Below are 25,710 nucleotides of genomic sequence, written 5' to 3'. Positions count from 1 at the left end.
GCGACGGTTCGACCACGGCGCGGTAACGCGTGCGCCGAAAGCCGGTGTCGCCTTGCTCGAAGGCGGTGACGATGCCGTGCACGTGGCGCACGGGCACATCGCCCCGCCATAGCGTGAACAACGCTGTTTGATCCAGCAGCGCGCCAAAGTCGATGGCGGGGTCGAAGCTGGATAGTTCAAGGTCCAACCGATAGGTCTCGGACAGCGCCTCGTCCAGCGTGAATTCAATAACGTCGAACGCCACGCCACGGGCAGCGGGCACGAAGGTAAAACGCAGGTCGGATGAGTGGGCCATGGCAGGGCTGATGCAACATCCGTGCCAAGCCACAAGCCAACAAAATAAAGCCTTTCAGATCATCGACTTGCGTAAAGATCAGGCGCCTTACGCGCAGCGCGCACAAGCCGATCGGGCCCGAATTCCCGAGTTTTTCCCACGAATCAGGCCAAATCTGGCTCGATAAAAAATAAGCATCTATGAATCAATGGCTTAGAGTGGGCCAGATTTGGCTCGATCGGGTCAATTCTGGCCCGGCCCCTTCGGCTGGCCGCAAACGGCCCGCGCCAAGCCGTCAAACCTCGGTCTTGAACGCCGCTTGCGGCGGGATGGCCGCCGCCTCGCCACGGGCGGCCAGCGTCGCGTCCATGCCCCGGCTCAGCGCCGACAGCAGCAGGTGCGGCGCTACATTCAGCTGTCCCAGCAGCACGCTGCTGCGCGCCAGCCGGGTCAGCGCGTGCGGCTCCAGATCGGCCAGCCACTGACAGGCGCGCGGAGACATCTGCATGCCGGCCAGCGTCGTGGCGTCGCAGGTGCGCGCCATGCGTTGCAGCAGCAGCAGGTACATCAGGTTGGTTTCGTGGATATCGCGCAGAAGTTCGGTCGAATTCGGCATCGGGCGCTCATCTCGTAGAGTCCGCTTGCCGGCCGCGACCGGAGCGAAAGGCGCGCGGCGTTCTGACGCGAACGTCTATTGCAGACCCGGGGCGGGTTGCCGTGCCGATATGGTCTGTCGATCATATTTAAGCCATCGGGACGCGTCAGTAATGGATTTCCCTTGTCGTCGGGGAGCCGGCCGACGTGCCGCAAAAAAGAAGGCGTCTCATTGCGCCGGATTGATGACCGCCTGCGCCGCGCGTATCCTCCACTAGCCAAGCCGGATGCTGGCGCGACGGCGCATACTGGCGGGTGCGGGATCATCACATGCATAACGCGCGCACAGCGATCAGTGCGCCAGGTGGACAAACCCGAGGCGCCGGACGCCTTGCGGTTGGAGACGGGGCAGGATCGGTAGCGTTGCGTTACCTTGGGTTTCGGCATCGCGGCGTGGCCCCGCAATACAGTACTGGCTGGTAAAGGGGCAGAAATGTTGAAGAAGCAGGATCGCGTATCCCTCCCGTGGACCGATACGCTCGCCCGTCTGGAAGATGAACGGATTATGTTGCAGCGCATTGCGGCCGGTATGCCGCTTGCGCACGTGTTGGAGCACGTACTGCACGCCATCGAGGCCCAGTCCAGCGTACAGCTGCGGGCCGCCATTGCGCTGGTGGATGACACCGGAAAATATCTGGTGCACACCGCCGCTCCCAGTTTGCCGCCCGAGTTCAGCGTGGCAGTGCAGCGCACCGCCATTGGCCCGAACATGGCCTCGTGGGGCACCGCGGCGTACACGGGCAACCCCGTGTACGCCGAGGATATTGCGTCGCACCCGGACTGGCAGCCCTGGCGTGAGCTGGCCCTGGCGCACGGCCTGCGCGCCTGCTGGTCCACGCCCATCAAGGCGCCGGACGGGCGCCTGCTGGGTGTGTTTTCGAATTACTACGGGGTGGCGCGCGCGCCGTCCGCCCATGACATCGACGCCATTGCGCTGGTGACGCGCAGCGCCGCGCTGGCCATCGAAAGGCACCTGACCGAAGCCGCCCTGCGCGCCAGTGGCGAGCGCTGGCGCGCCATGTTCGACGGCATGCAAGAGGCCTTCTTTCTTAGCGAGGCGTTGCGTGACGAAAGCGGCCGCATCGTGGACTTCCGCTTTTTAGAGGTCAACCCGGCCTTTGAACGTCAAAGCGGCATGAAAGAGGGCGACACGCTGGGCCATACGCTGCGCGAAATGATTCCCGGCGTGCCGGGCCAGATCATGGACGCCTTCGCCCAGGTCGTGGAAACCGGGCAGCCAACCCAGTTTGAATTTGCCGTGCCGGGGCCCAAAGAGGCGTGGTACGAGGCCCGCGCCCGCAAGGACGGCGATGATTGCATGATGGCGTTGTTCCTGGATGTGACGGCCCGCAAGGCCGCTGAAACCGAACTCTGGGAAGGACAGCATCGCAAGAATTTCCTGTTGTCGCTGGTGGACCGCATGCGCGAATTGCACCATCAGGCAGAGATCGAATATGCGGCTTGCGCCGGGCTGGGCCAGCACCTGGCCCTGGGTTTGGTCGCCGTGGTGGACTGGCCGGGCGACACCGAGCCGGCAACGCTGTCCGCTTGTTGGCGGTCCGAGTCGGACCTGGCAACGCGCGAAGCGCTGTCGCCCGAGCAGCTCGGTGAAGAATTCCAGGCGGCGATGCGCAAGGGGCGCACGGCACATTTGCAACCCATGGTGGCCGAACAGAATGGTGAAGTCCGGCCGTCCGCCATCGTGGTGCCCATGCGCCGCTGGGGTCGTCAGGACGGTGCGCTGTGGGTACGCCCGCAGGCGGGCAGCCGGCTCAAGGCGGGCGACATTGCCTTCATCGAAGAGGTATCCGAACGTTTGTGCGATGCGGTCGAGCGCTCGCAATACGCCCGCACGCTGGAGCAGCGCGTGGAGGACGCCATCGCGGAACGCGACCGGATCTGGCGCTTGTCGCCCGAGTTGCTGGCGGTGGTGGACGGGCAGGATCGTTTCGTCAGCGTCAACCCGGCCGTGCGGCCCATCCTGGGCTGGACGCCGGAACAGTTTCTGTCCATGGGGCTGACCGAATTGATCCACCCGGACGACCAGGCCGCCACGCGCGCGGCAATTGCGCAGGCCGCCCAGGGCAACCCGACGCAGGCCGTGCGCCATATGGAAAACCGGCTGCTGACGCGCGAGGGTACGTATCGGTGGATTACCTGGAGCATGTCCTGGTCGCAAGACAGCCTTTACATGACCGGGCGCGACGACACGGATTTGAAGGTGCAGGCCGAAACGCTGCGCGACACCGAACAGGCGCTGCGGCAGTCTCAAAAAATGGAAGCCGTGGGCCGCTTGACCGGCGGCATCGCCCACGACTTCAACAACATGCTTCAGGGCATCACGGGCGCCTTGTACCTGATCCAGCGCAAGCTCGCCGCCGGCACGCCGGAGCAGGCCCAGCGCTTCATCACCGTGGCGATGGATTCCGCGAACCGGGCCGCGCACCTGACCCAGCGGCTGCTGACGTTTTCGCGGCGCCAACCCATCGACCCCAAGCCCTTCAGCGTGGCGCCCACGTTGCAATCGATGGCCGACCTGTTCCATCGCTACACCGGCGAACGGGTGCAGCTGCAATTCAATCTGCAACCCGATCTGTGGACGGTCAGTTGCGATCGGAACCAGTTTGAAAATGCGCTGCTCAATCTGGTCATCAACGCCTGCGACGCCATGCCCAATGGCGGCACGCTGACCGTGGCCGCCAGCAATACGCACCTGGACGAAACCACGCTGCGTCCGTTTCCCGGCATCAGCCCGGGACAATTCGTGGAAGTGTCGGTCAGCGACGTGGGTTGCGGCATGCCGCCAGACGTGTTGGCCCACGCGTTCGACCCCTTCTTCACCACCAAGCCGCTGGGCGAGGGCACCGGCCTGGGTTTGTCCATGATCTACGGCTTTGCCAAGCAGGCGGGCGGCACGGCCACGCTTGAAAGCAGTGTGGGCCAGGGCACGACCGTCCGGCTGCTGCTGCCCCGCTATGAAGGCGCGCCTGACGCCACGCTGCGCCACGAACCCGCCGCGCACCGCACCCAGGACGCCGCGAATCCGTCGGTGGTGGTGGTGGTGGAAGACGACGCCAATGTGCGCGAGATGGTGCGCGAGTGCCTGGCTGAACTTGGCATGCAGGTATTGACGGCCGCCGACGGGGAGGCGGGGCTGGAACTGGTCCTGCATACCCACGACATGGACTTGCTGGTGACGGATGTGGGGCTGCCTGCCCTAAATGGCCGCCAACTGGCCGATGCGGCGCGCGCCGCGCACCCCGGGCTGAAAGTCTTGCTGATGACGGGCTACGCCGAAAGCGCGGCGCGGGGCGGGGGCTTTCTGGAGCACGGCATCGAGCTCATCGTGAAACCGTTTTCGCTTGAAGTCCTGGGTGAACGCGTGCAGCGGATGCTTGATGAGTCCCGCGCAGACGCAGCGAACGCTCGGCCGGCGTAGTCACACCGGCCCGGTGGCGTGGGCGGCCTCGCCACCGGGCTGCTGTCCCCCGCTGCATGCCCCCACTGCATGTCCCCACTGCATGTCCCCACTGCAATCGCCGGTAAAAAATACCCGGTCAGGCAACAGACTCGGCGGGTAGCGGTGCCGCAAGGGAAAAGCCGGGTGGGAAAGCGGGGCGGGAACGCAGCTTGCTCATAGGTCTGGGCTTTTCCACAAAGGAGTCTGACTATGAAATCTCGTGCTTTGACTTGCGCTTTCGTATTGGCAGCCGGTTTGACGTCCGCCGGCGCGGTAATGGCCCAATCGGCCAACCCGACCACGCCGTCCTCCACGCCGAATGACGCCACCGCCGCGCAGCCGAACCGCGCACAGCCTCCGGGCCAGATGGCTCCGGCGCCCAACGCGACGCCTTCGACCGGGACGACGCCGCCCGCCACTCACCAAAGCGGCACCATGTCGTCGGGCAAGAAGCACTCCGACGAAACACCGAAGCGCCCTCGTGAAGCCAACGACAACGTGCCCCGCACGCCGGGCGCAGGCGCCACGCCGCCTCCGGGCTATCCGAACACTGGCGGCTCGAAGTAACGGCTGACGTTGACGGCGGCCTTAACCGCCGCCGTCGCGCCGTCGCGCCCCGTCGCGCCGTTCGAGCAGAAGGCTTCCCACGGGAAGCCTTCTTTTTTATGCGAACCCGCAAAACGAAACACCATCTTTTTAGCAAACCGGCCACGGCTTCCAGGAAGCGTGGCCGGTATGTATCGCGTGTTATCGCGTGTCTTCCAACAGGCGCCCGCAACGCCTGCACGACCGCTTGCGTGGCGACCGCCTCTTAATGCTGACGGCGCAATTCCGCCGGCGGCACCCGCAGTTGCCCGCGATACTTGGACACCGTGCGCCGTGCCAGCAAGATCCCGCTGGCCGCCAGCTGCTGCGTCAGGGCAACGTCGGACAGCGGCATGGTCGGGTCCTCGGCATCCACCATTTCCTTGATCAGCGCGCGTACCGCCGCGGCCGAGCACGAGCCGCCCGATTCCGTGGCCAGCTCGCGCGAAAAGAAGTGGCGAAATTCAAAGACGCCGCGCGGAGTCACCATGTACTTGCCGACGGTGGCGCGCGACACCGTGGATTCATGCATGTCCAGATCATCCGCCACTTCGCGCAGCATCAGCGGCCGCAACGCCACTTCGCCATATTCAAAAAACGTCTGCTGACGCTTGACGATGGCCTCGGCCACGCGCTGGATGGTCGTGTAGCGCTGTTCCACGTTGCGCACCAGCCAGCGCGCCTCCTGAAGCTCTTGCGCCATCGGACTGCGGTCATCCAGGCGGGCGCGGCGGAACAGGTCGGCGTACGTGCGATGTAGCCGTGCTTGGGGCATGGCGTGGCGGTTGGGCAGCACGCGCCAGCGCGAATGCCATTTGTCCACAAACACGTCGGGCACCACATATACGGGCGCTTCAGCGCTGTAGCGCGACCCCGGCTTGGGATCCAGACTGCGGATCAGCGCGCACGCTTCGCGCACTTGCTCATCGGTGCAGCCCAGCAAACGGCGCAGCCCGACGCAATCGTTCTTGCCCAAGCGGTCCAGATGCTCGCGCACGATGCGCAAGGCCAGGTCGCGCACGTGGGGTTCGACCGACTGCGCCGCCGCCAATTGCAGCGACAGGCATTCGGTCAGGTCTCGCGCCGCAAGGCCCGGCGCGTCCAGCTGCTGCACCAGGCGCAGGGCGGCCGTCCATTCGCCTTCGTCTGGCGGCGGGCTGAAACCGGCGTGCTCCGGATCGCATAGGCTCATCAGCGGCACGCGCAGGTAGCCGTCGTCGTCCAGCGCGTCGATGATGAATTCGGCCAGCAGGCGGTCGCGCGGTTCCAGGTGATAGTTGCCCAAGTCCGCGGACAGGCGCTCGCGCATCGATACCGATGCGCAGACCCATTGCCCCATGTCCTTGCCGTCGCCACCGCCCGTCAGCTGGGTAGGATAGTCGCCGGAATAGGAAGGGGCGTCAGGCAAAGGCTCATCGGCCTCGGATGGCGAGGGCGGGGCGGCGTCGGCCATGGCCGACGGCTCGTCCCCGTAATTGCCGGGTTTGATGGAATCGCCGTTTGGCAGCGGTTCGGTGTCCTGCTCGTCGCCATCTTCCAGAAAGGGGTTGGTGGCAAGCGCGTGTTCCACCGCGGTCGTGAATTCAAGCGCCGACATCTGCAGCAGCTTGACAGACTGCTGCAAGCGCGGCGCAAGCGTCATTTGTTGGCGCAGGCGCAATTCTTGCGAGGGGTGGCCCAATCGAGTCTCCTGGATGAAAGCCGCCGAAGGGCGGCGCATCCTAGGACACATGCAAGATCCGTGCCAGGTCGATTTTCGGGCGTAGGCGCGAGGCTTGCGGCCCTGTCGCAGCGACCGTATTACAAGGCGACGGTAAGAACTGCTCAGCCTCCCGACAAACCTTCTTTTTCGTAGACGTCCAGGCGGTTGTACAGGGTTTTCAAGCTGACGCCCAAGGTGTCGGCCGCCAGGCGCTTGTCACCCCCGTGGTGGGCCAGTGTCGCCAGGATGAAGGCGCGCTGCGCCTGGCCCAAAGGCATGCCCACCGGAAAGTTCATCGCGCCTTCGCGCATCTCGGCGTGCTGGCTGGCGGCAGGGCGGGCCAGCAGGTTGGTGTCCAGCTGCGTGTCCGACAAAATGAAGGCGCGCTGCACAACGTTACGCAGTTCGCGCACATTGCCCGGCCAGTCATGCTGGGCGATGGCGTCCAGCATGCGCTTCGAAAACGTTTTCTGGGTTTGATATTGCGCGTTCAGACCGTCCAGGAAGCGCTGCGCCAGGATCAGCGCATCGTCACCGCGTTCGCGCAGCGGCGGTACCCGAAGGGGGATGACCAGCAGGCGATGCAGGAAGTCCTGGCGCAGCCTGCCATCGGCCACCGAGGCCGCGGGGTCGCGGTTGCTGGCGCAGATGATGCGCACGTTGGCGCGCAGCAGGTCGGTGCCGCCCACGCGCTGATACGTTCCCGCTTCCAGCACACGCAAGAAATGCACTTGCATGTCGGGCGGCATCTCGGTGACTTCGTCCAGGAATAAGGTGCCGCCGCTGGCGTATTCAAAATAGCCCGCGTTCTGCGCAACCGCACCGGTAAAACTGCCTTTCTCGTGGCCGAACAATTCGGCGTGGGCCAGCGTGCCGCTGATGGCGCCGCAGTTCACGGCGACAAAGGGCGCGGCGCGCCGTTCACTTGCATCATGGATGGCTCGGGCGATGATTTCCTTGCCCGCGCCGCTTTCTCCCACGATGAATACGCTGGCGTCGGTGGCCGCCGCCAGCTGCAACTGGGTTGCCAATTTCTGCATGACAGCAGACATGCCGGTGACGTCCATGGGGACGACCGAAGACGCGGGCGCAGTGTCGCGCCGCGCGGTGGTGCGATTTGCCATAAAGATACCTCGGGCCGCCGGGGCCTTACGCGACAGCACAATCGTAGTGGTACGTTTGTAGCCCGACTGCGACCAGTTGCAAGTATTCGAAAACTTTAGTGGACAGTATCGATTATTTACGCATTATGGCCACAGAGTGTCTATCCTCACAGTGATAAACGCGCGCGCTGATGGATAGACCGCGCACTGGCAACAGGAGAACTCATGCCTCATCTGCTTGTCGTCGATGACGACGACGCGATACGGGAAACACTGGCCGAAATGGGTCGCGATAGCGGCTTTTCGGTGGCAGTGGCAGGAAGCGTGAAAGATGCGCTGATACAGCTGGAACGGCAAGCGCCGGATCTGGTGTTGACCGATGTCCGCTTGCCCGGTGGCAATGGCATGGACATCTTTAAGAATGCGGCCGTGGCCAGCGCCGAAGTCGTTGTGATGACGGGGCACGGCACGGTGGATTACGCCGTCCAGGCGTTGCGTCTGGGCGCCAGCGATTTTCTCGTCAAGCCGATCTGCATGGAACGGCTGAACGAAATTCTGACGCGAGTCGTTACGAACGCCGGTGGCGAACTGCCCGGCATGCCCTTCGAAGAGCCCGGCCGTTTCGGCAAGCTGTATGGCGAGTCGGAACGCATGGTGCAGCTGTACCACCAGATCGGCCGGGTGGCGCCCACCAATGTCACGACACTGTTGATCGGCGAAAGCGGCACCGGCAAAGAGCTTGCTGCCCACGCCATCCACGAACTCAGCGCGCGTCGCCAGCGCCCGTTCATTGCGGTCAACTGTGGGGCGATTTCGCCCAACTTGATCGAAAGCGAAATGTTTGGCCACGAGCGCGGCAGCTTTACCGGCGCCGACCGCCAGCACAAGGGCTATTTTGAACGGGCCGACGGCGGCACGCTGTTCCTGGACGAAGTCACGGAAATGCCGCTGGACCTACAGGTCAAGCTGCTGCGCGTGCTTGAAACCGGGCAGTTCATGCGCGTGGGCACCAACCGCGAGATCAGCTGCGACATCCGCATCGTTGCGGCCACGAACCGCAATCCCGAACAGGCGGTGCAGGAAGGCAAGCTGCGCGAAGACTTGTATTACCGCCTGAGCGTATTCCCGATTGAACTGCCGCCGCTGCGCGAGCGCGGCGACGACATTCTGCTGCTGGCGCGCCGCTTTCTGCAGGCGCAAAACCAGGAGTCGGGCAGGAACAAATACTTCTCGCCCGAAGCGTCCGAAATACTCAAGCAGTATGAATGGCCAGGCAATGTGCGCGAGCTCAAGAACTTTGTGCGCCGTGCCTTCATCATGGCTGATGGGGATGTGCTGGGGGTGGACATGCTGGCCCCGCACGTGTCGCCGGCGGGTGAACCCGTGGGCGGAGAAGTCAGCGTGCCGGTTGGCGAGACGCTGGCCGAGGCGGATCGCCGCCTGATCCTCGCAACGCTTGAACGCTGCAACGGCGTGAAGAAGCAAGCCGCGATGATGCTGGGCATCAGCCCCAAGACGCTTTACAACCGACTTGAAGAATATGCCGCGGCCGGCTTCGCGCTGCCCGGCGAAGACGCCGGCCAGCGCGATTCCAGGGACGCGGCCTGACCGACTAGCGGTTTACTTGTTGTGGCGGGTCTTCAGATCCGCCATGCAAGCGTCCTTGGCGTTGCCGGACATGGCGTCGCATTTTTCCTTGCCCACCTTGTAATCGGCGTCGCTCTTGGTCTTGGCCGCGTCATGGTTGGCCTCGGCCTTTTCCTTGCCGGCCTTGGCGTCGGCGCGGGCCTTGTCGCGGTTGGCTTCCGCCTGCTTCTGACACACGTCCTTCTGGTTGCCCTTCATCGCATCGCAAGCCTTTTTGTCCATCTTGTATTGGCTGTCGATTTGATCGTTCGTACGCAAGGGCGCAGAGCTGCCTTGGGTGGTTTGCGCGGAGGCCTGGAAGGCGACGGCGGACAGGCACAAGGCGATAGCGGGGCAAACGGTTCTGGACAGATTCATGACTGACTCCTTTGGGTAAGGGTCCACACGGGGCGGACCTGCGCAGTCTAGAGCAAGTCCCGTTCCCGGCGTGTCAGGCACGGCGCTTGCGCGGGCTGTGGGCGATAACCAGCGATATCCGCCCACGTCAGGTGATGCGCGGCGATATCCATCACGTCAACGCGGAGATACCCATGAGCCACAACGATATGAAGAACGATATGAAGCAGGACAATCAGGCCGCCGGCGCCGAGACCGGAAAATCCCAGGCCAACCAGCCCAAGGACAATACCGAAGCCGCCCACGACAGCGGGCAGTTCGGCGCCGACAAGCCGGGCTTCGGCAAAGAGCGGCAGCCCGCGAAGCGGCCCGCCGACAAGAAACCCAATACCAAGGGCGCTGAATTCGAGGAAGGGGGCCAGTACCCGGGCAAGCGCCCGCCGGGCAACTGAATAAGCCGGGCTTAGCCCGGCTCGCCGGGCTCGCCCGCTTCATCTGCCCAGCGGAACAGCATCACCACGCAATGCAGCGCGGCCAGTCCGATGATGCCCTGGATGCCGCGCGTGACGGCGGCGTTGGGAATGACGCGGGCGATCACATCCAGGTTCACGGCAGCGATCAGGCCGCAATTCAAACCGCCAGCCACCACCGCGATCAGCGCTACCCAATCGAGCCCCGACAAATCGCGTCGGCGGCCGAGCGGGCGCGCGGCAATTTCTTCTTCGCTTGCGGAAATATCTTCACTCTGGCCCGACATGTCCATGGTGCGCGTGCTCCGGTGAGGGGCGGCTGCGGGCAGAGGCCGCCCGCAGCGCGTGGGTACTGCCCAAGGGTCAACCTCCGTTGCGGACCGGGTCAGGCGGCGAGCGCGAAACGCCCGCGTCGTCAGCGTCGGTCACGTGATCGGGCGCAATGTCGTCGCCGTCCACATCGTCGTCCAGCAAGTCCGGGTCCACGCTTTCGCGGTCGCCGGTGGATTGCGAGTCGCTATCGGTGTGCGCCAGGCCCGGCGGCACATCGCTGGCAGAGTCCGAGGTGTCGCTGGGTCCGACATCGGGGCGGCCGCTGTTGTCGGGGTATTGGATGTCAGGGGTAGGGGGCATGACGGTCTCCGGTAAGTCTTGAATAGGCGATGGCGCAGCCGCATGGCAACGCCGCGCTTCGGCCGGCCCCGCAAGTGGCGTGCCGCAGCCCCTCGGGTATGCAAGTTGCTGGACAGCGGGCGTACGCATACGGGAGAACGCTATGTCCTTGATCGTTGCCGCCAGATTCCAGACCTTTGACCAAGCCTCCGTGGCCACGCAAAACCTGTTCAAAGAAGGCTTTACGGAAGACGACGTCCACACGTTCTATATCAATTCCGCAGGCGGCCATTCGCGCTATCCGCTTGGCGGGGATCGGGCGGCCGACCCCGACGCCAAGGGCGGCCACCTGGGCGCGATGGCCGGCGCGTCGGCGTTGGGACTGGTGTTTGCCTTGCTGGGTGGCGTCATTGCCGCGCAGATGTCCGCGCCTGTGCTGATCATCATCGCGGCGGCCGGTGTCGGGGCTTATATCGGCGCGCTGGCTGGCGCCATGTGGATCGTGGGCCGAGGCCGGCGCAAGACGCCCAGCACGCCGGTTGTGCAGGAATCCCACCCGGTGGTGCGCATGGCCGGGGTGATGCTGGCGTTGCACGTGACCGCGGAGAAGGAATCGGTGGCGCGTCGGGTGTTGCGCGAGTCTGGCGGACAAGACATTGAACGCGCCCAAGGCCGTTGGCGCGACGGAAAATGGCAGGACTTCGACCCGCTCACGCCGCCGCAAACCGTCGAGGCGCCGTCGCCCACGCCTTGAATCTTCTGTGCTGGATCAAAAACAGCAGGCCGCCCGCGGGCGGCCTGCTGCATCTTCCCGCCCGCTGATCAGTCGCCCGCGCTGCCCGTGATGGGCAGCACGATACCGGTGATGTAGCTGGCGCAGACGGGCGAGGCCAGGAACACATAGGCCGGGGCAATTTCCTCGGGCTGGGCCGGGCGGCCAAGATCCGTCTTCTTGCCGAACTCTTTGATGGCCTCGGGGCTTTGATCCGCCGGGTTCAGCGGGGTCCACACCGGTCCGGGCGCCACGGCGTTCACACGGATGCCCTGTGATGCCAGGTTGGCGGCCAGCGACCGGGTAAAGGCATGGATGGCGCCTTTGGTCGACGAGTAGTCCAGTAGTTTGGCGCTGCCTTGCAAGCCGGTGACCGACCCGGTGTTGATGATCGACGCGCCGGTTTTCAAATGCGGCAGCGCTGCGCGCGCCATGCGAAAGTAGCCGGTGATATTGGTGGTCAGCGTTTTTTCCCATTGCTCGTCGCTGATGTCGGTCAGCGAGGCTATGTGCTGCTGGTACGCCGCGTTGTTGACGAGGATGTCGAGCTTGCCGAATTCCTTCACGGTCTGCTCCACGGCGCTTTTGCAAAAGGCGCCGTCCTTCACGTCCCCTGGGATCAACACGCAGCGCCGGCCTTCGGCCTGGACGACGCGCCGGGTTTCCTCTGCATCCTCATGTTCGTCCAGATACACCACGGCGACGTCCGCGCCCTCGCGCGCAAACAACACGCAGACGGCCCGGCCGATGCCGGAGTCGCCGCCGGTGACAAGGGCGACCATGTCTTTGAGTTTGCCGCTGCCTTCGTAGCCGGGCGCCTGGTATTGGGGCTTGAGCACCATGTCGGCTTCATTGCCGGGTTTTTCCAGATGTTGGCCGGGCATGGGCGGAGTGGGGTGCGGGCGGTCGCCGGTTTGGGGCGGGGTCGAGGGTTTGCTCATGGCTGGGCTCCTGTCAGGGTCATGGCGCGAAATTCCACGCCTGGCCCCGCGCAGGAGCAAACCTTGTTCCTGTTGTTGTGCCAAGCGGTTTGGGCACGGCGCTTGCGTAGGAGCGGTACCGGCGTCAACCGTGGCGTCGGGCACACATCAACATGATGAAAGCGAGAGAGCCATGAACAAGGACCAGGTAAAGGGCAGAGTCGAAGAGGCCGCCGGCAAGGTAAAGGAAGTGGCTGGCAAGGCAACCGGTAGCACGTCTACCGAGCTCAAAGGCACGGCGCAAAAAGTAGCCGGCAAGACGCAGGCCGCTTACGGCGGCGCCAAGGACAAGGCCCAAAAGCCGGGCTGATGCCCGGCCTGAGCCCTGTTGGCGCGGCGGTTACTGGCGTCCCACGATGACGCCGAAAAGGAACGCCGCGCCAGCCACCAGCCCGATGGCTTGCCACGGGCGTGCGTGGATGTATTCTTCCGTGCAGTCCAGCGTTTCCCGCATCAAATCCCCCGCATTATCCGAGGCATCGCGCAGGCTGCGCCGCGTGGCGTTCAGCTGATCCGACAGGCGCGCCTTCAACGCGTCCAGATCGCCCGGGTCGGCGTCGCGCAAGGTCGCTTCGATTTCGTCGATCCAACTTTCCGGATGGCGCGCGCGTCTGCGCGTTCCACGATCGTCCGGGCCGTTCTCGGGAAAATCGGAAGGCAAAGGGGTATTCGTAGAGGCCATCGAAAAGCTCCTGGCAGTCGGGCGAAAAGGGCGCCGGGTCCGAGGCCTGCCCGTGCGGCCCCGTGGCGTGTCAAAGCCGTCAAGCTTCGAGCATGTCCTGACAAGCCAGCGTGCACGCCAGGCAGGCGCCGGCGCAGATCTGGCAGTGCTCCATATCTTGGTAAGGCGCGCACGCGCGGGCGCAAGCGTCGCAAACCAAAGCGCACAACGTACAAAGCGCGGTAGAAAATTCGCCGTTGCGCGCCAGCATCGCGGCGCACAAGCGGCACACGCCGGCGCAATCGGTTGCCAAGGCAATGCAGCGCTTCATCCGCGCTGCATTGGCGTCCAGGCTGGCCGCGGCGCACTGGTCGCAAGCCACCGCGCATTCGTAGCAGGCTTGCACACATTGCTCGAAGTTTGGGTCTCGCATTGCATCTCCTTGTGAGTGCCCATGGCGGTTGGCAAAGGCGCGGCCGCGCCCGGCCGGGCACATCCGCTTGCAATTTGAAGATACTGTCAGTGCCTCGATGCGGCGCGCGGCCGTAGCATGAAAGCTCGAACCCAGACAGGAGGTAGTCATGAAATCCCGATCCGATTCGAAACCCGAGAACGCAGCGTCCGACACTTCTGCGCCCAAGGCGGACGCCACCCAGGACACCGCAAAGATACTGCCGCCGCGCGGGCCCGTCGATGTGCCGAAACAACCGGTGAAACCAGACGCCTCGACGCCGGACGAGGCCGCTCGCGACAAGCGTGCCGTGGTCGATAACCAGACCGAGTCGAACTGGGCCGATGGTGACGCCCCGCAGCCGCGCGCGAAGAATGCACGTTCACACCTCTTCTGAAGGCATGGGCGGCGCGGGCGCGTCCATGGGCGGCAGCTTGCGCAGGAATTCAAGCAGGCGCCGTTCATCCGCATGCAGCCCGCGCGGGCCATCCGGCGCGCGCGACTTGGGCGGCAGCCGGCCCTCCAGATAGGCCTCAAGCAACGCCGGGTGCACATAGCAGGCGCGGCATACGGCGGGCGTGTTGGCCAGCCGCTTCGACACCTGCTTGATGACCTCGGCAACCGTTTGACGCGCTTGCGTCGCGGTCTCGAAGGGGTGCGCCTGCAATGCCGCGTAGGCCATCGCGGACCCCGCCCACGTGCGGTAATGCTTGGCCGTGAAGTCGCCTTCACCCGCTTGGCGCAGATACGCGTTCACCGCGCCGGAATCCACGGGGTGCTTGGCGCCGTCTTCATCCAGATACTGGAACAGCTGCTGGCCGGGAATCTCCATGCAGCGTTTGATGATGCGCGCCACGCGGCGGTCACGTACCGTCACGTCGTGTGGCACGCCGCTTTTACCCACGAAGCGAAAACGAAAGCTGCTGCCGGCCACGGTGGCGTGGCGGCGCGTTAGCGTCGTCAAGCCATAAGACTTGTTTGACCGCGCGTACTCCCGGGCGCCGATGCGTATCAGTGTGGTTTCCAGCAAGCGCACCAGGGTGGCGATCACCTTGTTCTGCGTCAGGCCGCGTTCCTTCATGTCGCGCGCCACGCGCCGCCGGATGCGCGGCAGCGCCTGTCCGAAGGCCAGCAGGTTCTGGTATTTACCCGCATCGCGCAGTGCCGCCCAGGCGGGGTGATACCGGTATTGTTTGCGGCCGCGCGCGTCGCGCCCGGTGGCCTGCAAATGCCCGTGGGGCAGGGGGCAGATCCACACATCTTCGTACGCGGGCGGGATCACCAGCTTGTGAATGCGCTTGATCTCGGCCTCGTCCGTGATGCGCTTGCCGTGGGTATCAAGGTAATGAAAGGTGCTGCCGTTGACGCGTACCCGCCGGTAGCCGGGCTGGGTGTCATCCACGTAGACCAAGGGCGGGTCGCCAGCGCCGGGGGCCGGCTCGGCAAGCGGGTTGCTGCGGGTGTCCATGCTGTCTCCGGAACCTTACGGGCGTCCCCAAGCAAGCGCCGTGCCCGTGAATCAGTCGGCCATCGGGCAGCCCGCAGGACGTTTGGGCACGGCGCTTGCTGAACAGGGGCCAGCGACAACCGTCTGCGAATCGATCGTTGCACAGCGCGCAGCAAAGCGCGTGGCGCAACGGTCCCTACAGGAGAGTGCCATGCAAGCCACACAGCATCTACACGTGCCGCCCAAGCCGGAGCCCATTCCGCCCGGGTCGCCGCCGGGAGACTTGCCGGTGGACCCCGATACCGACCAGCCGGAAGTGGACCTGCCGCCGCTGTCGCCGCCCGTCAAGGAAATCGAGCCGCCCCAGCGCTGATGCGGCGGCCGCGGAACAACGCCAACCAGAACAACGCAAATCAATAACGACGAGGAGTCATTATGTCGACCATCCTGCTGATCATTCTGATCCTGCTGCTTATCGGTGCCGTACCCGCGTGGCCGCACAGCCGAAGCTGGGGCTATTACCCCAGCGGCCTGCTCGGCATTGTCGTGATCGTGCTGATCGTGATGCTGCTGATGGGACGGATATAACGGTCCGAACCTGACGCTACGGGCTTGAAAGGCCCGGGCTTGACGCGGCCGAAGGTAACGCTTCGGACATGACGGTCTTGCAATGTGGCCCGGGGTGGCATCGCCGCCCCGGGCCATTGCGTTTGGGCGTGGCCAAGGGCTGGACGGCGGGTGGCGCGACGGCAACGCCAGGCGTAAGATTTGCCCGCCATTCTTTGGCCGATTTCTATTTGGCCGATTTCTATTTGGCCCACTTCTCTTTGGCCGACTTTCTTCGCCTGCTTTTTTGCCCGTCCTTCCAAGACCCCGCTACCCGGCAACGCCAACATGACCATCCCCTTGCTGATTTTGATCGACAGCGTGCAGGACTACCTGCCCGAGATCCAGGCGCGCGGCTTCCAGCCCGTCTATGCCCCCACCGCGCAGACGCGCGCTGACGCCATCGCCCAACACGGCCAGGACATCCGCGTCGTTCTGACGCGCGGCGCCACGGGTTTGAAGGCCGACGAAATGGCGGTCATGCCCAAGCTGGAACTGGTCTGTTCGCTGGGCGTCGGTTATGAAAATATCGATCTGGCCGCCGCCCATGCGCGGGGCATCATCGTGACCAACGGCCCTGGCGCCAACGCCGTGTCGGTCGCCGACCATGCCATGGCGCTGCTGCTGGGCGTGGCGCGCCATCTGCCGCAGGCGGACGCCTGGGTGCGGCAAGGCCACTGGAGCGGCTTCATGGGGCCGCAAGTAACGGGCAAGCGCCTGGGCATTCTGGGCTTGGGCACCATCGGCCTGGAAATTGCGCGGCGCGGCGCAAACGGTTTCGGGATGCAGGTCGGCTATTTCAACCGGCGCGCGCGTCCTGAAACGAGCTACACCTATTTCGATAACCCGCGCGACCTTGCCGCGGCGTCCGACTTCCTGGTCATCGCCACGCCCGGCGGCGCGGGCACACGGCACCTGGTGGACGCGCAAGTGCTGCAAGCCCTGGGGCCGAACGGCTACCTGATCAATATCGCGCGGGGCAGCGTCGTGGACACGGACGCGCTGATCTCGGCGCTGTCCGACGGCGGTATCGCGGGCGCGGGGCTGGACGTGGTGGACGGCGAGCCGCAGGTCCCGCAGGCCTTGCTCAAGCTGGGCAACGTGGTGCTGACGCCGCACAGCGCTGGGCGGTCGCCCGAAGCGGTCGCGGCAACCGTGGCGCTGTTCCTGAAAAACGCCACGGCGCACTTTGCCGGTCAGCCCGTGCTGACGCCCGTCCTGGACGCACACGCCCAGGCGGCCTGAGCGCCGCCGCCGTCCGCGCTCAGTGCGAGAACATGATCGGCACGGTCATGCTCTTGAGGATGGACGCAGTGGCGCCGCCCATGGCCCATTGGCGGAACTTGCTGTGGCCGTAGGCGCCCATCACGATCAGGTCGGCGCTGTGGTCGGCGGCGGCGTTCAGGATGGTGCTGCCCACGCCCACGCCCTTGATATCGCGGCGCACGTGGCTAGGTGCCGGCATGCCGTGCGCCACGCAGTACGTGGCCACGTCGTTGAAATCGACGGCGCCGGCTTTGGACGGCGCCGTGCCTTCTTCCATGGTCAACACCACCAGGCTTGCCGCCTGGCGCAAGACCGGCGTGGCGTCGGCCAAGGCGCGGGCCGCTTCGCGGCTGCCATCCCAGCAAACCAGCACGCGGTTGCCGACGGCGTTGAATTCGCCACTTGAAGGCAGCACCAGCACGGGCCGCCCCGTGGTCAGCAACATCTGTTCGACAAATTCGGTTTCGTGCGCGGCTTCGATATCGTCAGGGTTGAATTGGCTGACGATGACCACGTCGCTGGTGCGCGCATGCAGCGCGACGGTGGCGCTGGGCGCGGCATCGCCCGCGCGGACGACGGCGGCAATATCGGATGCGGCAGCGCTGGCCAGGAACGCGCTTTCCACTGCGTCGCGATTCTGCGCCTGCAATTGCTTCATGACGTCCAGCGTGCGAGACATCAGCACGGATTCGCCGTAGTAATACTGCGGCGGCGCGGCGCTGGCGTAAATGCCCATCAGCTCCGCCTGGTGGCGGCGCGCCAGCGACAGCGCCAGGTCGGTGCGGCGTTTGCAGTCGAAGCCGTGGTCCAGGTGTACAGAAATGCGGCGGTACATGGCGGGTCTCCTTGATAAGCGTCCCATGCCTTCATGGTTGCGCTTTCTTGCCGCCTTGCTATTGACGCGCATCAACCCGTGGGCAATCTCCCGCGTCCGGCGCAAGCGCGCGTCACGCCGTTGATTCCTTTTCGATGCGATCGCGCAGTTGGCGCACCTGGCGCGCTTGTTGCGCAATGCGGTCCAGCGGGCCGGCCAGCGCGGGGTCTGCCGCCGTGACTGCGGCGGGCACCGCGAACTGGCGGGCGCTAACGCCCGCCGCCTCATCCTGCGGGTGCAAGGCGTGCGCCAGGACGCGCGCATAGTCTTGCAGCGCCGAGGCAGCCGCCGGCGCGTCGGCCGGCAGGGCGGGCTGGATTTCCAACACGGTGCCGGCGGCGGTGATGCGGCGCATGGCGTTCAACAGGTTCACGGCGGTGTCGACCTTGCGGTCTCGGTGCACCGGGTTTTGTTGCAAGCGCTGCAACGACGCTTCGGCGTTGTCAGCAGACAGGCACGCCAGGCGCCGCAGCCCCACGATATCCGCCTGGGTGGGCGCGGACGGCGCGTTGCTCTTTTGGCGCAGCAGCGCCAGCGCGTAGGCCGCATGCCGCTCCAGCGCGCGCGTCAGCGCATCGGCCAACTGGCGTGGCTCTTTTTCCGGCCACACCAAAACACCCACCAGCAGCGCCAGCACGCCACCCAACACGCTGTTGAACGCACGTAGCGCGGCCAGCATGGGTTCGTAGATTTCCGGCTGCTGGATATGGCTGACCAGGACGAACTGCGACGTCAAAAAGAAGGTGAACAGCGCGTAGTGGATGGTGCGGGCGGCGAACGTGCCCAGCGCAATCGGCAGCACGGCCAAGGCCACGGACAGCGGCGTGCTAAGCAGCAAGCCCAGCAGCGACGCGCCGATGGCGCCGGCCACGCTGCCAATCACCCGTTCCACCGTGCGCTGCCAGGTCGTGGCGAAATAGGGTTGCAGGATGAAAACCAGCGTCAACGACATCCAATAGCCGTGATTCACCGCGAACGTCTTGGACAGGGCCACCGCGATGGTGGCGCCCACGCCCACGCGGCAGGCGTGGCGAAAGGCGTCTGATTCCACGCCGATGTTCTGGCGCAGCGTACGCAGGGCCTGGCGTGCCCGGCTGCCCATGCCGGGCGACGAGACAGGCGCGGTGGGCGCATCGCCCTGGTCGAACATGGCCTGCATGACGGACTGGGCCGTGTGCAGCATGCGGTCCAGCACCGGGACGACGGACGCCAGATCTGGCGCGTACGCCATGGCGCCGCCCCGCAGGTCATGCAAGCCCGCCGCGAAATGCGCCAGGCGTTGGCGCAGGCATTCGGCCTGCTTGGCGTCGCTGACGTCGGAGGTGCTGGCGATGGCGTTGCATACGCTGGCGTAGCGGTGCAGGGCATGCGACAGGTGCGCGCCCGCGCTGCGCCCCAGCCAGCGCGGTGCGTTCGACTCCAGCAGGTCGGCCGCAGCCACCAGCGCAATGAAGCTGTCTTCGGCACTGTCCAGCAGATACATCAGTTGATGCGCGCGGGCACGGCGCGACGGCCGGGCGTCCTGCACTTCGCGGATGCGCACGCGGGCCGCCTCCAAGGCAGCGCGTTGCGCGCTGCGTTGCGGCTTGGTAACGGCCGTCCAGGCTTGCGGGCCGCCGGCGGGCGTCAGGCCGGAATACATGCGCGCCAGGGCATCGGCAAAGTCGGCCAGCCCGCGATAGCAATGGGCCACGGCGTGCGTCGCGTCTTTCCAGGGACGGCGCCGCCATACCAGGGCGGTCATCAAAATGGCCCAGACGGCGCCAACCAGGAAGAACAGGGTGTAAGACAGGCTTTCGGCCAGCGTGGGCGCGGGCAGTTCGGCTGCGACCACGAATCCGGCCGACAACAGCGTGCCGACGATGGCGGCGGCGGGCCCCAGCACCCGCAACAGTCCACCGAGGGTGCAGCACAGGAAAGTCAGGGGCAGCAGCAGCCACAGGTGCCCCGCGCTGGTGCTGGCCAGAAAGCAGAACAGGGCGCCGACCAGCCCCAGGGCGAGCATCGAGCCGGCGCGCTGGCGTAGCGGCCCGCCGGGGTCGCCAAAGCAGGCCCAGAACGCCGCGATGGCCGTCCAGCCCAGGCGGGGCTCATGCGCCAGCACGGCAAGAATGACGGGGGCCGCGCTGATCGCGGCGGCTTGCAGGGCGTCCAGCCACAGGACGTGGCGCAGCGAGGCGCGCCAACGGGAAAGCAGTTTTGTCACGCTAAGGGAAGTCGCAGCAGGGGGAAGCCAAACCGGCCAGGGATGCAAACCCTAGCATGTCGACAAGGCGCCGGCATATACGGACGGTTACATAAATGCGAATGCGTTGCCAGATAGTCGCAAATTTGCCTGGAACAATTGCGCAAAATGGCATAAAAAAACACTTGCGATCGCGCAGTGGAATTTAACCCCGCCGATTGCGGCAAGCCAACAGTGAATACTCATGTCCCAATGTGTTCTATCTGCGCCCGGACAGCGCAGGCTTTATCCGGGAACACGCTAGGAGCGTAGACATGACACCGAATCACGAGGCTTCCACAGGCTCGGTGGTCAGCGATGAGGAAATCGCGGCCATGATTGCGGGTAAGGACGGGCTGCGCGTGCTGTTGCAGCCCCAGGTGGATTTGCTGACCGGCAAGATCGTGTCGGCCGAGGCGCTGGCGCGATGGCAACACCCGCGGCTGGGCGTCGTCATGCCCGCCGAATTCATCCCCGGCGTCAATCGCATGGGCCTGGACAAGCAGTTGTTCGAACGCGTGTGCCTGCGCGTCATCGATGTGCTGCTGACCATGCGCAGAATGGGCGTTGCCGTGCCCGTGGCGATCAACGCGCCGGCCACGACCTTGTCGGACGAGCGCTGCGTGGACTTTCTGCTTAACCGCATCCAGGCCGCCGAGTTGCCGGCCTCGCTGGTGCGCGTGGAGCTTACCGAAGACCAGCCCATCAAAGAACTGGACGTGCTGCGCGCGTCGTTGATGAAGCTTGAGGACGCCGGTTGCGAAGTCAGCCTGGATGACTTTGGCACCGGCCATGCGTCGCTGAAGCTGCTGTCTGCAATCCCCTTGTCCGAAGTCAAGATCGATCAATATTTCGTGACCCGCATGCGCCGCAGCGCGGTGGCCTTTGAAGTGCTGCGCACCGCCGCCGAGCTTGCCACGCGCATGGGCTGGCGCGTGGTGGCCGAAGGCGTCGAGAACGTGGCCGACATCCCGGCCTTGCGCGCGGCGGGTTGCCGCTATGGACAGGGCTTTGCGCTGGGCCGCCCCATGGTGCTGGACGAGCTGATGGTGCGCCTGCGCACTCAACGCGACGGGATATCCCCGCTGGCCGCCTCCGCCAGCTACGCCTCTTCGTGGATCGAAGCCTTCGACGGCGCCGACGCCGAGCCTTCCTCGCGCGCGCGCGTCACCACCCAGTAATCGAAGCTGCCGGTAATTCTTACCGAGCGGCCGTCCCCCGGCAGGCCGCGGCGCTTGCCGCGCCCGGCACCAATCAATCAGGGTCATCAAAACTTTGCCCCCCACATCCAGCGCGCGGTGTTGTTTGGGCACGCCAGTTGCTACTCCTGTCCAGCGGAATCGTTCCGCCCTAAAGGAGACACGCAATGTCCAACCAGAACCAGCCCGACCAGCAAAAGCAGCCGCAGAAGCAACAGGCCCAGGAAAATTCGCGTGACAAGCAGCAGCCGGGTCAACAGCCGGGCCAGCAATCGGGTCAGCAGCCCGGTCAGCAAATTGACAAGGGCCAGGGCCAGCAAGGCCAGAACCCCGGACAGCAAAACAAGACGCAGCGCTAGCGTCTCGACCGCGTCTTGATTTCCCAGTACGGCAAGCGCGACTCCCGACGGCCCCGGCCCCGCCAGCAACCACGGCGAGGCCGGGGCCATTTGCTTGGCGGCCGGGATTGCTGCCATCATCCATTTCGACCATTGAATAATGTCGCCGTATCTTTGACCATGCCTTGGTTGCGCCCGCGCGGTTGCGCGCACTTTCGTTCGCCCACACAGGATCTTTCATGAGCATTCCCGCCCCAGCTCCGCGCCGGCGTTCGGCCCTGGGCACCACGCTGGCCGTGCTGCTGATGCTTGTCGCCCTGGTGGCGATACTGGCGTTTGCCGCGACGCGCATGGTCGAGCAGCGCATCTACAGCCTGTTGGGGCCGCGCAGCCAGGTGGGCGACATCAGCGTGGGCTTGCGGCAAGTGGTGTTGACCGACGTGGTGGTGCCGGGTGTGGCCGGCCAGAACAAGGCCAGCGCCACGCGCGTGACGCTGGAACCGGAATGGACGGCCTTTCTGCGCCACGAAGCCGTGTTCCACACCGTGCTGGTTGAAGGCTTTGACTTTGCGGTGGTGCGCAGCGGCGACGATATGCAGATTGCGCCGGCCTTGCAGACCGCATTGCATTCGGGTGAAAGCCGCACGCGCGGACCCATGCCGATCCGCATCGCGGACCTGGTGCTGCGCGACGGGCGCCTGGATTTCCTGGATGCGGTCGTGTCCAAACCGCCGCACCGCATCGCGTTCAAGAACGTTCAGGCGCGCTTGAACCCGATCGCCATCCCGGGCGACGGGTCGCATAGCGACCTGGAATTCAGCGGGGCGGTGCAAGACAACCGCAACGGCGAATCCACCGTGCGCGCGCAAGGTTGGGTGGCCTTGGGCAGCACGGATTCCAACATGAAGGTGGCGGTGCGCAATATGGACATCCGCCATGCCGCGCCCTATTTGTCCGAGAACGGGGCGGGCACGCTGGCCGCTGGCGCGATGGACCTGGACATGACCACCGCCATCGACAAGCGTGACCTGCGCGCGTCCGGCACGGTGGCGCTGCGCGACCTGAAGTTCACGGGCGACGGGTCGGTATTTTCCCTGCCGCGCAAGGCCGTGCTGGCCGCCATGAAAGACAAGACGGGCGCGTTGCGGTTTGAATTCGCGCTACGCGGCAGCCTGGACAATCCGAAGTTCTCGGTCACGCGAGGGTTTGCCGCGCAAGTGGCGCGCGGGTTCGGCCGGGCGATCGGCGTGGGCGCGGAAGGCGCCGCCGAAGGCGTAACGGGCGCCGTCAAGGAACTGGGCGACGCCTTGTCGGATCTGCTTAGCCCTTAAGCCAGGCGATCAGTGCGCGCCCGGGGCCGGCGATGCGTATTTGCCGACCATCGTGGCGCTGGCCTCGTTCAGGCCGATCACCTCGACCGTCTTGCCCGCGCGCCGCAATTTGGCCACGGTTTTTTCCAGCGCATCCACGGCTGAGATGTCCCAGAAGTGCGCGCCGCCAAGGTCGATGACGACGGCCGGGGCGTCATCGTTGAAATCGATGGCGTCGGCAAACCGGCCCGTCGACGCAAAAAACACCTGGCCCTGGTAGCGATAGACGCGGGCGGCGCGGTCGTCTGCCCGCTGTGACGTCACCGTCAGCAGGCCCTTGACCTTGCCGGCGAAGAACAGCCCGCTCAACACCACGCCTGTCAACACGCCGCGCGCCAGGTCGTGCGTCCATACCACCACCAGAACGGTGGCCAGCATGACCACGGACGATTGCCAGGGATGCGATGTCAGGTTGCGCAGCGAGCGCCAGTTGAACGTGCCGATGGACACCATGATCATCACCGCCACCAGCGCCGGCATCGGAATGCGCGCCACCAGCGGGCCCAGCACCACAATCAAAAACAGCAGGAACGTTGCCGCCACAAAGGTGGACAAACGGGTGCGTCCGCCGGAACGCACGTTGATGACCGACTGCCCGATCATCGCGCAGCCGCCCATGCCGCCCAGAAAGCCGGTAACGATGTTGGCCATGCCCTGGCCCTTGCATTCGCGGCGCTTGTCGCTGGACGTGTCGGTCATGTCGTCCACGATCTGGGCGGTCATCATCGATTCCAGCAAGCCCACGGCGGCCATCGTCAGCGAATACGGCAGGATGATGCGCAGCGTGTCCAGCGTGAACGGCACGTCCGGCAGCGCGAATGAGGGCAGGGCGGAAGGCAGCTTGCCCATGTCGCCCACCGTGTTGACGTCCAGCCCCAGATAGATGGCCAACGCCGTCATGGCGATGATGGCCACCAGCGGCGAAGGTATCACCTTGGTGAATCGCGGCAGCACATAGATGATTGCCAGGGACGCCGCCACCATCGCATACGCCACCCACGTCACGTGGGTCAGCTGCGGCAGCTGCGCCATGAAGATCAGGATGGCCAGCGCGTTGACGAAGCCGGTGACTACCGAACGCGACACGTACTGCATCAGCAGGTCCAGGCGCAACAGGCCCGCCAGAATCTGCAACACGCCCATCAGCACCGAGGCCGCGAACAGATACGCGATGCCATGGTCGCGCACCAGCGGCACGACCAGCACGGCGATGGCCGCGGTGGCGGCCGAGATCATGGCGGGTCGACCGCCGGCAAAGGCGATGACCAGCGCGATCGAGAACGACGCGTACAAGCCCACGCTGGGATCAACGCCGGCAATGATGGAAAAGCCGATGGCCTCGGGGATCAGTGCCAGGGCAACGAGCACGCCCGCAAGAATATCGGCGCGGGGATTGGACAGCCAATCGCGGCGCAGCGTGGAAAACGAAAACATGGTTCAGCTAGCCTGAAGTCAGCAAGCGGTGGGGCGTCATCGTGCCCAGGGCCGATGCGGTAAGTTCCGGGCACGCACCGAAATCGCTTGAAGTTGTCCGGGGGATAGGCGCCCGGCCGAGCCACCCGGCATGCCGGGTCCACCAGGATCGCGGTAACGCGATCGCCGCGTCCATTGCAGATGCGGCGGGGGGGATTGTACATGGACGGGCTTGCAGGGCGTTGCGGCGGCCAACGGGGCCGCCGCCACCTGCCGCAAGTTGCCGCTACTTGCCGCCACCTGCCGCAACCCCGGCCCCGCGAGAGGCAAGCTGCGGCGCTTACCTTTGCTGAGGCGCCGGCCCCGCGTAGTAGGCCGCCAACGCCTGTATCTCGGCGTCGGTCAGGCGTTGCGAAAAGGCGCGCATTACCCCGACGTCATCGTTTTGGCGCGAGCCGTTGCGAAACGCGTTCATCTGGTCGGTGAAGTACTCGCGTGATTGGCCGGCAAGCCTGGGGATCAGCGGCCCTTCGCCCATGCCGCGCAGGCCGTGGCAATTGGCGCAGGCGGGCAAGGCGCGCGCGCCATCACCTTGCACGTCCAGCTTGCGGGCGGCGTCACCGCCAAACTCGCCCACGTGCATGGGCGGCCCGGCCAGCGTGCCGTAGTACGCCGCCACTTGGCCGATTTCCTGCTCGGACAACGCGCGCGCCACGGTATTCATCAAGGGCTGTACTCGCGCGCCGCTGCGGAAGTCGGCCAGTTGCTTGGCCAGGTATTCGCTGCTTAAGCCCGCCAGATTGGGAAAGATACCGCCCGACGGCGTAATGCCTGCCTGCCCGTGACAGGCCACGCAGGCTTGCACGCCGGCGGCGGGCTTGCCGTTGGCCGCCAATTGCTTGCCGGCCGCCGGGTCGGCATCGCGCAGAAAGGTTTCCCATGCGGGGCGCGATGCGCTGAAGTCCAGCGCGCTGCGTCCTGGCACGGGCGCCGGGGGCTTGGGCGGGGCGGCTGCGGCCGTGGGCGCGGGCGAGGGTGCCGTGCCGGGTGTGGCGCCCGGTGTCGCGCCCGGTGCGCCCGAGGCGGCCGGTGCGGCGGCGGGCGCCTGCGTGGCGGGTGGAGCCGATGCCGTCACGGCCCTGGCCCGGATCAGCCCGTCGCCGCCGGTGCCGATCATCTGGTGGGCCGTGGCAATCAGCGTGACCAGCGGTGGCGCCACGATCAGCAGCACGGCGATGGAGATGCCTTTGCGATGTTCAATCATGA

28 protein-coding genes and 1 other annotated feature are annotated in these 25,710 nt (G+C 65.4%); of the genes, 12 read left to right on the top strand and 16 right to left on the bottom strand.

Annotated elements, in window-relative coordinates; translation table 11 throughout:
* Together AC6LJY_RS10660 and AC6LJY_RS10655 are read right to left on the bottom strand one after the other, a co-directional pair.
* The coding region (locus AC6LJY_RS10660; RefSeq protein ID WP_498135895.1) for a contractile injection system protein, VgrG/Pvc8 family at positions 1–295 on the bottom strand (295 nt) is incomplete at its 3' end.
* Between the two features lie 274 nt (positions 296–569).
* Entirely contained in the window at positions 570–890 is a 321-nt protein-coding gene (locus tag AC6LJY_RS10655) for a flagellar transcriptional regulator FlhD (protein WP_498135894.1), read from the bottom strand.
* A gap of 471 nt (positions 891–1,361) precedes the next feature.
* Between AC6LJY_RS10655 and AC6LJY_RS10650 the strand changes: the two genes are divergently transcribed.
* Both AC6LJY_RS10650 and AC6LJY_RS10645 read left to right on the top strand, forming a co-directional pair.
* Positions 1,362–4,367, top strand: coding sequence for an ATP-binding protein (locus tag AC6LJY_RS10650; protein WP_498135893.1), 3,006 nt, complete (start codon positions 1,362–1,364; stop codon positions 4,365–4,367).
* Positions 4,368–4,598: 231 nt separating this feature from the next.
* A complete protein-coding gene (locus AC6LJY_RS10645) occupies positions 4,599–4,955 on the top strand; it encodes a superantigen-like protein SSL4 (RefSeq protein ID WP_104145536.1) in 357 nt (118 codons plus the stop codon).
* Positions 4,956–5,199: 244 nt separating this feature from the next.
* Here AC6LJY_RS10645 and AC6LJY_RS10640 read toward each other — a convergent pair whose 3' ends face one another.
* Together AC6LJY_RS10640 and AC6LJY_RS10635 are read right to left on the bottom strand one after the other, a co-directional pair.
* Positions 5,200–6,654 carry an RNA polymerase factor sigma-54 gene (locus tag AC6LJY_RS10640; protein ID WP_485131765.1) on the bottom strand — a complete coding sequence of 485 codons (1,455 nt, stop codon included), beginning with the start codon at positions 6,652–6,654 and terminating at the stop codon, positions 5,200–5,202.
* Positions 6,655–6,797: 143 nt separating this feature from the next.
* The gene (locus tag AC6LJY_RS10635; RefSeq protein ID WP_082134678.1) at positions 6,798–7,742 is read right to left on the bottom strand and encodes a sigma-54 interaction domain-containing protein; all 945 of its coding nucleotides are present in this window, start codon (positions 7,740–7,742) and stop codon (positions 6,798–6,800) included.
* A 261-nt stretch (positions 7,743–8,003) separates the two neighbouring features.
* Here AC6LJY_RS10635 and AC6LJY_RS10630 point away from each other — a divergent pair, with 261 nt between their 5' ends.
* Positions 8,004–9,386 carry a sigma-54-dependent transcriptional regulator gene (locus AC6LJY_RS10630; RefSeq protein ID WP_046807590.1) on the top strand — a complete coding sequence of 461 codons (1,383 nt, stop codon included), beginning with the start codon at positions 8,004–8,006 and terminating at the stop codon, positions 9,384–9,386.
* Between the two features lie 12 nt (positions 9,387–9,398).
* Here the strand turns inward: AC6LJY_RS10630 and AC6LJY_RS10625 are convergent, their stop codons facing one another.
* Positions 9,399–9,782, bottom strand: a complete 384-nt coding sequence (locus AC6LJY_RS10625) for a hypothetical protein (protein ID WP_052946137.1) — start codon at positions 9,780–9,782, stop codon at positions 9,399–9,401.
* An 86-nt stretch (positions 9,783–9,868) separates the two neighbouring features.
* Here AC6LJY_RS10625 and AC6LJY_RS10620 point away from each other — a divergent pair, with 86 nt between their 5' ends.
* Complete coding sequence (locus tag AC6LJY_RS10620; protein WP_498135892.1) at positions 9,869–10,213, top strand: hypothetical protein; 345 nt, start codon at positions 9,869–9,871, stop codon at positions 10,211–10,213.
* An 11-nt stretch (positions 10,214–10,224) separates the two neighbouring features.
* Here the strand turns inward: AC6LJY_RS10620 and AC6LJY_RS10615 are convergent, their stop codons facing one another.
* Together AC6LJY_RS10615 and AC6LJY_RS10610 are read right to left on the bottom strand one after the other, a co-directional pair.
* Positions 10,225–10,524: a DUF378 domain-containing protein gene (locus tag AC6LJY_RS10615; RefSeq protein ID WP_314355673.1), complete on the bottom strand. Its 300-nt coding sequence runs from the start codon at positions 10,522–10,524 to the stop codon at positions 10,225–10,227.
* A 70-nt stretch (positions 10,525–10,594) separates the two neighbouring features.
* Positions 10,595–10,864: a hypothetical protein gene (locus AC6LJY_RS10610; RefSeq protein ID WP_046807592.1), complete on the bottom strand. Its 270-nt coding sequence runs from the start codon at positions 10,862–10,864 to the stop codon at positions 10,595–10,597.
* Between the two features lie 142 nt (positions 10,865–11,006).
* Here AC6LJY_RS10610 and AC6LJY_RS10605 point away from each other — a divergent pair, with 142 nt between their 5' ends.
* Positions 11,007–11,597: a hypothetical protein gene (locus tag AC6LJY_RS10605; protein WP_314355674.1), complete on the top strand. Its 591-nt coding sequence runs from the start codon at positions 11,007–11,009 to the stop codon at positions 11,595–11,597.
* Positions 11,598–11,665: 68 nt separating this feature from the next.
* Here the strand turns inward: AC6LJY_RS10605 and AC6LJY_RS10600 are convergent, their stop codons facing one another.
* Positions 11,666–12,700, bottom strand: coding sequence for an SDR family oxidoreductase (locus AC6LJY_RS10600; protein ID WP_498135891.1), 1,035 nt, complete (start codon positions 12,698–12,700; stop codon positions 11,666–11,668).
* A gap of 28 nt (positions 12,701–12,728) precedes the next feature.
* On the opposite strand from AC6LJY_RS10600, the gene AC6LJY_RS10595 reads away from it, so the two are divergent.
* Complete coding sequence (locus AC6LJY_RS10595; protein WP_498135890.1) at positions 12,729–12,905, top strand: CsbD family protein; 177 nt, start codon at positions 12,729–12,731, stop codon at positions 12,903–12,905.
* A gap of 30 nt (positions 12,906–12,935) precedes the next feature.
* Here AC6LJY_RS10595 and AC6LJY_RS10590 read toward each other — a convergent pair whose 3' ends face one another.
* Both AC6LJY_RS10590 and AC6LJY_RS10585 read right to left on the bottom strand, forming a co-directional pair.
* A complete protein-coding gene (locus AC6LJY_RS10590; RefSeq protein ID WP_046807596.1) occupies positions 12,936–13,277 on the bottom strand; it encodes an ElaB/YgaM/YqjD family protein in 342 nt (113 codons plus the stop codon).
* Positions 13,278–13,356: 79 nt separating this feature from the next.
* On the bottom strand, positions 13,357–13,689 hold the full coding sequence (locus AC6LJY_RS10585) for a four-helix bundle copper-binding protein (RefSeq protein ID WP_104145532.1): 333 nt from the start codon (positions 13,687–13,689) through the stop codon (positions 13,357–13,359).
* 148 nt (positions 13,690–13,837) lie between these two features.
* Here AC6LJY_RS10585 and AC6LJY_RS10580 point away from each other — a divergent pair, with 148 nt between their 5' ends.
* Positions 13,838–14,104 carry a hypothetical protein gene (locus AC6LJY_RS10580; RefSeq protein WP_046807597.1) on the top strand — a complete coding sequence of 89 codons (267 nt, stop codon included), beginning with the start codon at positions 13,838–13,840 and terminating at the stop codon, positions 14,102–14,104.
* On the opposite strand, the gene AC6LJY_RS10575 is transcribed toward AC6LJY_RS10580, so the two are convergent.
* Positions 14,090–15,175: a DNA topoisomerase IB gene (locus AC6LJY_RS10575; RefSeq protein ID WP_219992494.1), complete on the bottom strand. Its 1,086-nt coding sequence runs from the start codon at positions 15,173–15,175 to the stop codon at positions 14,090–14,092. The genes AC6LJY_RS10580 and AC6LJY_RS10575 overlap by 15 nt on opposite strands.
* 190 nt (positions 15,176–15,365) lie before the next feature.
* On the opposite strand from AC6LJY_RS10575, the gene AC6LJY_RS10570 reads away from it, so the two are divergent.
* The 3 genes from AC6LJY_RS10570 (at position 15,366) to AC6LJY_RS10560 (ending at position 17,005) form a co-directional block, all read left to right on the top strand.
* Positions 15,366–15,527, top strand: a complete 162-nt coding sequence (locus tag AC6LJY_RS10570) for a hypothetical protein (RefSeq protein WP_162941210.1) — start codon at positions 15,366–15,368, stop codon at positions 15,525–15,527.
* Between the two features lie 62 nt (positions 15,528–15,589).
* Positions 15,590–15,742 (top strand): DUF3309 domain-containing protein, encoded by a 153-nt coding sequence (locus AC6LJY_RS10565; RefSeq protein ID WP_006219570.1) that lies wholly within the window; start codon positions 15,590–15,592, stop codon positions 15,740–15,742.
* Between the two features lie 306 nt (positions 15,743–16,048).
* Positions 16,049–17,005 (top strand): 2-hydroxyacid dehydrogenase, encoded by a 957-nt coding sequence (locus AC6LJY_RS10560; RefSeq protein ID WP_498135889.1) that lies wholly within the window; start codon positions 16,049–16,051, stop codon positions 17,003–17,005.
* A gap of 19 nt (positions 17,006–17,024) precedes the next feature.
* Here AC6LJY_RS10560 and AC6LJY_RS10555 read toward each other — a convergent pair whose 3' ends face one another.
* Positions 17,025–17,861, bottom strand: a complete 837-nt coding sequence (locus tag AC6LJY_RS10555) for a universal stress protein (protein ID WP_498135888.1) — start codon at positions 17,859–17,861, stop codon at positions 17,025–17,027.
* A 112-nt stretch (positions 17,862–17,973) separates the two neighbouring features.
* Positions 17,974–20,106, bottom strand: coding sequence for an FUSC family protein (locus AC6LJY_RS10550; RefSeq protein WP_498135887.1), 2,133 nt, complete (start codon positions 20,104–20,106; stop codon positions 17,974–17,976).
* 293 nt (positions 20,107–20,399) lie between these two features.
* Between AC6LJY_RS10550 and AC6LJY_RS10545 the strand changes: the two genes are divergently transcribed.
* On the top strand, positions 20,400–21,305 hold the full coding sequence (locus tag AC6LJY_RS10545) for an EAL domain-containing protein (protein WP_046807602.1): 906 nt from the start codon (positions 20,400–20,402) through the stop codon (positions 21,303–21,305).
* Positions 21,306–21,445: 140 nt separating this feature from the next.
* Here the strand turns inward: AC6LJY_RS10545 and AC6LJY_RS10540 are convergent, their stop codons facing one another.
* Positions 21,446–21,802: a hypothetical protein gene (locus tag AC6LJY_RS10540; protein ID WP_162941211.1), complete on the bottom strand. Its 357-nt coding sequence runs from the start codon at positions 21,800–21,802 to the stop codon at positions 21,446–21,448.
* A 98-nt stretch (positions 21,803–21,900) separates the two neighbouring features.
* On the opposite strand from AC6LJY_RS10540, the gene AC6LJY_RS10535 reads away from it, so the two are divergent.
* On the top strand, positions 21,901–22,992 hold the full coding sequence (locus tag AC6LJY_RS10535) for a DUF748 domain-containing protein (protein ID WP_498135886.1): 1,092 nt from the start codon (positions 21,901–21,903) through the stop codon (positions 22,990–22,992).
* Between the two features lie 9 nt (positions 22,993–23,001).
* Here AC6LJY_RS10535 and AC6LJY_RS10530 read toward each other — a convergent pair whose 3' ends face one another.
* The gene (locus AC6LJY_RS10530) at positions 23,002–24,465 is read right to left on the bottom strand and encodes a SulP family inorganic anion transporter (protein WP_314355681.1); all 1,464 of its coding nucleotides are present in this window, start codon (positions 24,463–24,465) and stop codon (positions 23,002–23,004) included.
* 91 nt (positions 24,466–24,556) lie between these two features.
* Positions 24,557–24,609, bottom strand: a sequence feature (sul1 is cis-regulatory element that is thought to sense ions involved in sulfur or methionine metabolism; They are found in Alphaproteobacteria).
* A gap of 175 nt (positions 24,610–24,784) precedes the next feature.
* Positions 24,785–25,708 (bottom strand): c-type cytochrome, encoded by a 924-nt coding sequence (locus AC6LJY_RS10525; RefSeq protein ID WP_498135885.1) that lies wholly within the window; start codon positions 25,706–25,708, stop codon positions 24,785–24,787.
* Between the last annotated feature and the right edge of the window lie 2 nt (positions 25,709–25,710).

The organism is Achromobacter sp. RT286_PF (assembly GCF_059760425.1).
Note: the sequence above shows the minus strand (reverse complement) of the source record. Positions and strands in the feature narration are given on the sequence as shown.